This window comes from Vulcanisaeta sp. EB80, from assembly GCF_002078205.2.
Genome location: NZ_LCWN02000023.1, coordinates 21084 through 27157, shown reverse-complemented (window position 1 = coordinate 27157; position 6074 = coordinate 21084). Strand labels below are relative to the sequence as shown.

At 45.3% G+C, this 6074-nt stretch carries 7 protein-coding genes and 4 pseudogenes; 4 read left to right on the top strand and 7 right to left on the bottom strand.

Translation table 11 applies throughout. The features are described from left to right. Nucleotides 1-186: pseudogene (locus B7L70_RS05810) on the top strand (AMP-dependent synthetase); the annotation flags it as partial. Between the two features lie 13 nt (nt 187-199). On the opposite strand, the gene B7L70_RS05805 reads toward B7L70_RS05810, so the two are convergent. Both B7L70_RS05805 and B7L70_RS05800 read right to left on the bottom strand, forming a co-directional pair. Beyond that, nucleotides 200-796, bottom strand: coding sequence for an amino acid-binding protein (locus tag B7L70_RS05805; RefSeq protein ID WP_081226940.1), 597 nt, complete (start codon nt 794-796; stop codon nt 200-202). A 25-nt stretch (nt 797-821) separates the two neighbouring features. Then, complete coding sequence (locus B7L70_RS05800; RefSeq protein ID WP_101940243.1) at nt 822-1436, bottom strand: nucleotidyltransferase domain-containing protein; 615 nt, start codon at nt 1434-1436, stop codon at nt 822-824. Nucleotides 1437-1598: 162 nt separating this feature from the next. Here B7L70_RS05800 and B7L70_RS13925 point away from each other — a divergent pair, with 162 nt between their 5' ends. Continuing rightward, nucleotides 1599-1772, top strand: coding sequence for a hypothetical protein (locus B7L70_RS13925; protein ID WP_238376125.1), 174 nt, complete (start codon nt 1599-1601; stop codon nt 1770-1772). A 38-nt stretch (nt 1773-1810) separates the two neighbouring features. Here B7L70_RS13925 and B7L70_RS05790 read toward each other — a convergent pair. The 5 genes and pseudogenes from B7L70_RS05790 to B7L70_RS05770 all read right to left on the bottom strand — a co-directional run. Continuing rightward, nucleotides 1811-2053 (bottom strand): annotated as a pseudogene (locus tag B7L70_RS05790) (HoxN/HupN/NixA family nickel/cobalt transporter); the annotation flags it as partial. A gap of 108 nt (nt 2054-2161) precedes the next feature. After that, a pseudogene (locus B7L70_RS05780) lies at nt 2162-2542 on the bottom strand (CoA transferase); the annotation flags it as partial. A gap of 263 nt (nt 2543-2805) precedes the next feature. Beyond that, nucleotides 2806-4254, bottom strand: a complete 1449-nt coding sequence (locus B7L70_RS05775) for an LAGLIDADG family homing endonuclease (protein WP_143701550.1) — start codon at nt 4252-4254, stop codon at nt 2806-2808. 11 nt (nt 4255-4265) lie between these two features. After that, entirely contained in the window at nt 4266-4430 is a 165-nt protein-coding gene (locus B7L70_RS13345; protein ID WP_162009112.1) for a hypothetical protein, read from the bottom strand. 362 nt (nt 4431-4792) lie between these two features. Beyond that, a pseudogene (locus B7L70_RS05770) lies at nt 4793-5425 on the bottom strand (CaiB/BaiF CoA transferase family protein). Between the two features lie 83 nt (nt 5426-5508). On the opposite strand from B7L70_RS05770, the gene B7L70_RS14130 reads away from it, so the two are divergent. Next, nucleotides 5509-5754: a metallophosphoesterase family protein gene (locus B7L70_RS14130; RefSeq protein ID WP_202908698.1), complete on the top strand. Its 246-nt coding sequence runs from the start codon at nt 5509-5511 to the stop codon at nt 5752-5754. Nucleotides 5755-5756: 2 nt separating this feature from the next. Further along, nucleotides 5757-6068 (top strand): YfcE family phosphodiesterase, encoded by a 312-nt coding sequence (locus B7L70_RS14125; protein WP_202908697.1) that lies wholly within the window; start codon nt 5757-5759, stop codon nt 6066-6068. Nucleotides 6069-6074: the final 6 nt, after the last annotated feature.

Genomic DNA, 6074 nt, shown 5'->3' with positions numbered 1-6074 from the left:
CAGAGGGTTACCGAGGAGGAGATAAGAAACCACCTAATGCAATACGTCGAGAAAGGAGAAATACCAAAATGGTGGATACCAGACAAAATAATAATAACACAAAAAGAACTACCAAAAACAAGCACAGGAAAAATAGACAAGAAAATACTGAGAGATAGTTATAAAGACACTTTACTATCTACCTAATGCATTCCAAATGCTAAGTTATGATGAAATCATACCCTGAATTTTTCCTTACCACGTTAACACCATGCCTAGCCTTACCTATGGAATCAAATAATCCCTTGATTATACCCTTCGTTATAGGTATGCCTATTTCCTCATCAAATGCCTCCTTGATTGATATTATTGTTCTGTCGGTAAAAAATTGAACACCCTTTAACGTTAAAATACCTAATGCCGTCAAAACCCTAAGTGATGTATATAGTGCATCCCTAAAGTCCTTAATTGACATCATGTAATGCCTCATTAATTCCTTGCCATACTCATAACCAAGGGTCTCAAGCAATCCAGGGTCCCTCTTCATGACGTAGAATAAAATGGCGTTCATGAAGGCTTCCTGAACAAAACCTAGGAGTCTAAATGATTGCGTGATTGTAGTAACTAGGCCAACCTCATCAATGCCACTTAATTCCCTCAGTAACTCATTATCAACCTCGCCCTCAACCTCCATTAATACTACTTGCCGAGTCCCGACCACGCTCCTAATATTGAGATTACGTAATCTAACGTGATGCGTAATATCGTTGAGTAGGCCAGGTCTATCCTTGGCTATCTCAATTACAAGCCAAACCATGAATCTTACCTATGCATTATTGTAATTAAGTTTTCCCAATATTGCCAAGTACCCTCCTCAACTCATTAATTACCCTGTTAAGTATCTGCTCACCAACGGTCCTCAGTACGTCAATGCCTGGAGGGGTTAGGCAATGCTTGAACTCAGACGGTGCTTCTATGCCCAGGTTCTTCAAGCATCCACTCATTCTATACCAATTGCTCGAGCCGTCGATACCACAGGTCAGCGCGGCGAGTAAAAACATGAGCTCCTTCAATGACTTGCAAACCATGACCTCATCCTCACTATTCCTAAAAATGAAGACCCTTTCCTCAATCCTACTTATTTCATTACGTATGGCAACATCAACGTTAACATGTATTGGCTCTCCATAAACTAACACGCCTGTTTTAATGACGTAAACAAAGAATAATGTGTTGAGGGGGTTTCTAAAAATCTGTAAATCAACTCTCTCACCTAGATTGGGCATTTCGCTTGGTATGTTATTGGTGAATACTGCGATATCGATATCACCACCACTACAGTCCAGTGAACCTCCATATACGTAAATTGCCACCGCGTCCCTAAACCTATTGATTACCTCATTAATAAGCTCCTTAGGCACACAGTCTAGCTCATTCATCCTTACGTAATTACTCATAACTTATAGTGGATTTTCAATACCGCACTTAAATGTACTTTCAAGCCAAGTACTTCATCTACTGGGTGGATACGGATGCGGCTGGCATAGCGCCTTCACATCATTTCTAAGGCCTGTGGAGAGAGCTGAGGAGGATTTTACAGGGGAAAATAATGTCCTGAAGTGCCACTCAATACCCCCGAGGAAGGAATTGTTCTAATCCACACCTCACCACTTAGGAGAGGCGATGTTGCCGTAGTCGAGCTTTGGCTTGATGAAGCTAGGACTAGGGCTGTTAGGTATAGGTTTAGGATAATCAACGAAGACACAGGAAAGCGTATAATAGTCCCTAATTAATTATTTATTTTAAACAAGTCTCTGGAGAACTTATTCATGATCCCCGTGAATAGAGACCTCTTTCTCTCCTGAATCGATTTCCTGGTTGTATTGTCTATGGTTGCTAGGTGGTCTGTGTCGAGGCCATGCATGAGCCCGAATAGGTAGGCTAGAATGCCGAGCATGACCAACGTGACGGCATTACCAGTTAGGGCAATATCACGCACCAATCTAACAAGACCATAAAACCAAAACCAGGCAAACCCCGTAACAATTAACACTGAGGCATACGTCAAGCCCATTGAGGGTTACCTAGTCTTTACATGTGTTTCAAATGAGGGTGGTGAATTAAGGGCTAGGAGTGCCCTAAGGAATTGATTGAGGTTTGGAGAAAGACGATTAATTGATTATCAATACTCTAGGTACCTAACGCCAAGGCTCTCATCATCAAACCTAATTGGGTTCCTAACGAGCTTTACCCTACCCAGTCCGAGGGTGCTCACTTCCGTGAATACGTGCTCATTAACGTATTTGTCCTTGACCAGGTCAGATACATCATAGACGGGCCCCGCGGGTATGCCGTTGCTTAGGAAAAGCCTTACCCAATAATCCCTGTCTCTCGTCATGAATATTTCCTGGAGTATCCTCTCAAGTTCATCCTGGTTCCTAACCCTATCTGGATTCGTCCTGAATCTAGGATCGTCCGCCAGCTCAGGCCTGCCTATCACCTCGCAGAACCTCCTCCATATCCTATCATTGCCCACGGCTAGTATGAACATTTTACCGTCACCAGCCCTGAAGGCTTACGTAAATTATGGATTGAACACGAAGGCCTTACTTAATGTGCGCAAAACCTTGCTATTCACGAATTCGTAAAGCTCAACATTGATTTTATTGCCCATGACCGTCATTTCAATAAATGACGACCTCATTGAACTGCCTGCACCACCCCAGTGCAGGTAGCGACTGTCAACACATCAACATCAGTGCACACTCAGCACTTTGCTTACTTGCCTCTCGAATTAATCATCAATGAATACCCCATCCCACTCTCCTAACTCATCAGATTTTTAATATTCTTAATGATTAGGTTGTCCCTAAAGTCGAGGTGCAAAGGAACAAGCAAACCTAAACCCTCGTGGGTGTGGGTTTGTGGGGCCGCTTGGGCGAGGGCTTCTAGGGCGTGGTTGCGTTTTATGTCTGGTGCTCCGCGCTCGTACTTCGGCATTTCGTAGAGTTTCTCAAACTCCTCAGGGCTTATCCTCCCGTCGTAAAGTGCCAAAATCAGCTCGGCCCTCAACCTCCTAAGTGGGTGGTGCATGTATTTCACTATACGCCTAAGCAACCTAACCGCGTTCTCGCCGCTGACATCTAATGCATCATTTTCTTTATATGATTTAATGCTTCCAACGATGCCAAACCTCTCGGCAATTACCCTTTTCACTATGTCGAGGTTCGCCCTCTTCGGACAAGCCTTACAAGCCGAAATTGACACAGCAACATAGCCATTCTCATGGTCATACCACACTGTCCCATCCCCATCTATTTCGCCAGCTATGAACTCCGCGAGCTCCTCATCACTGAAGCCGTTGAGTATCTTCTCGAGTTCATCGGCGCTTAGCTCGGGCCATGGCCACGCATCGGTGCTTAGGTCTACGTAGTATGATAAAGCGATTGGTTTATGTACGTATTTCGCATCCAGCACTCTTCTTTCCCATTCTATCGCTAGACTCGGTGTCTTGACTGTGCTTAGTAGCTTTGCGAAAAACACAGCATCAATAGTATTCGTAGTCTTTAACTCCAACCTGATTCCTCCATCGTATTTCCAAACCACTAGATCGCTCTTAGCCATCCCAAGCCAGTATGGGCTCCTTAGGTTGTCCAATTCATTGATGCCCTCAAGCCAATTACACGGCTTTATGCTATGTCTCTTGAACTCATCAACATCGACACTAACGAATCGCCACATCCTCTCACACATCCATGTCTCGCTCCAACCCATCCTCCTTAACAAATCCTCGATTTCCTTAACGACTTTGTTCCTCATTATTTTTCTCTCCCAATCAGTGCCGCACCTAACGATCCATTGACTTACGCGTTGCGTACTTATCCTCAGCGCCTTCTCAACCCATTTCTTCGACACACCAAGACTCTTAAGCATCCTTAGCATCTCGCACCTCAACTCGTTATCGCTTACTAGCCATAGTTCATGAACCACATCCTTAACCTTGTCCGCAATTTCCCTACCAACTACATAGCCGTTGTGGCATTGGTTTCTGATTAGCTCTTCAATCTTCCTCATTGTGCATTGTTTATCGTTGTTTTCTAGGTACCTCCTTACTTCCTTGATTGCTTCTTGGCAGAGTTCTATCCTCCCCGCCCGGGTGGGTTGGGGCAGGGAGGCTTTGTTACTCAACTTCAAATCCTCCTCATTAGCCATCGGGCCTTTGCCCATTTTGGGCGGTCCGTTGTTGATTTTAAACCCACCCTTGGCTAAGTGCATAACTAAAGCACCTACATCGGTGCATAATTGAGGCACCTATGCTTGTTCAACTCATTCATGAGTGTTTTGGCTGCCTTGCTGCATAGTTCTGATTCCGCGCACTTATTGTAAACGAAGCTCCATAACTGGCAATCAACACCTCGATACGTCATGAGCCAAGCGAGCGGCCAATCCACACCCACACCCAACAATTATTTTATCAACTAGGTTTATAAGGCACTACGAACTCGAAGACCTAACCATTGCTCCACTCAAGGCTGGCGATAACTTAAACGTGCCTAGGAACATTGCTTATCTGCACGCTACTCATGGGCTAATCATTATTGATAGGCTCAAGGGGCCGCTGTGGATTAGGCACAAAACGGCAACCACAACAAACACACTAAGAAAAACCATCGAAAACCACCAAAAGTAACTCTGACGTGAAAACTAACAAGGAACATAACTACCACAAAACAAAACACTGCAGCCATAGGTCCCCGGGTTCAAATTCCGACGGCCGCACTGGTAACTTCATTTTTAAATTCTCCAGTTTGGTTCAATCGCCCATTATGTACAACGCCGAGTCAAGCATGGGCACCGTTATCCTCAACCCCCTCCCAGTCCTATCCCTAACCCTCAACGCAGCCAGTATGCCTATCACCGAGAAGAAGCCGGTGACCATATCCGTTATTGGCACACTAACCTTAACAAACTCCCCATCCTCGCAACCAGTCACACTCATTAGGCCACTCATGCCTTGGATCACGACGTCGAAGGCTGGGTAGTCCTCATACTCACTACCCGGTATGAAACCCTTTATGGACACGTAGATGATCCTGGGGTTAATCCTAGAGATGGAGTCATAATCAACACCGAGCTTCTCAGCAACACCGACCCTGTAATTCTCAATAAACACGTCAGCACCCCTAACAAGCTCATAGAGCCTCTCCCTATCATCAACCCTCCTCAGATCAAGCCTAATTACGTGCTTATTCCTATTCATCGCTAGGTAGTACGTACTGACGCCATCCCTAATCACGTGGCCTCACGTCCTAGTCATGTCACCCTCAGGCGACTCAACCTTAATGACCTCAGCGCCAAGGTCACCAAGTATTGATGTAGCAAAGGGACCAGCTGCTGAGTGCGTTAGGTCGACAACCCTTAAGCCCTCTAGGGGTAAGTTTGGCATGCATTACCAAGTCGAGACACGGTTATTAAGCATTATTGCGTAATAAGTAAAAGGACCTTAGTGGGTTTACGTTGGTGATGGATATGGTTGAGTATAGACCCTTAATAATCAGTGATTCGCACATCCATGATAGGGCAGACGAAATACCTGCCGAGTTCATTGACATACTCAGGTCAGGGAGTTATGAAGTGGTCGCACATGCAGGGGACCTGGTAGACCCCGACGTCTTAAGTCTCGTGAAGAGCCTCGGAAAGAGGCAATACATAGTTAAGGGTAACATGGATTCCTCGACCTGCCTTGGCAAGCCGTGTTTGAGGTGGGCGATGTAAAAATGGGCGTGGTGCACGGAGACCAAGTAAGACCGAGAGGTAATATTGAGGCCTTAACGAGGATTGCGAAGACAATTAACGTCAACGTGTTGGTGTCGGGACATACTCACGCACCATTCATTACCGAATATAAGGGCGTGATCCACGTGAACCCTGGATCCGTAACTGGTGTGTGGAGTGGTGCAGGCGGTTCGATGAGACCGTCATTCATCGAAATGACAATCATGGATAATAAAATCAATATTGAGCTTTACGAGCTCGTGAATAACAGGGTTTTGAAAAACCTAAGCAGGGCATTCACGGTAAATGTGTAGTGTCTA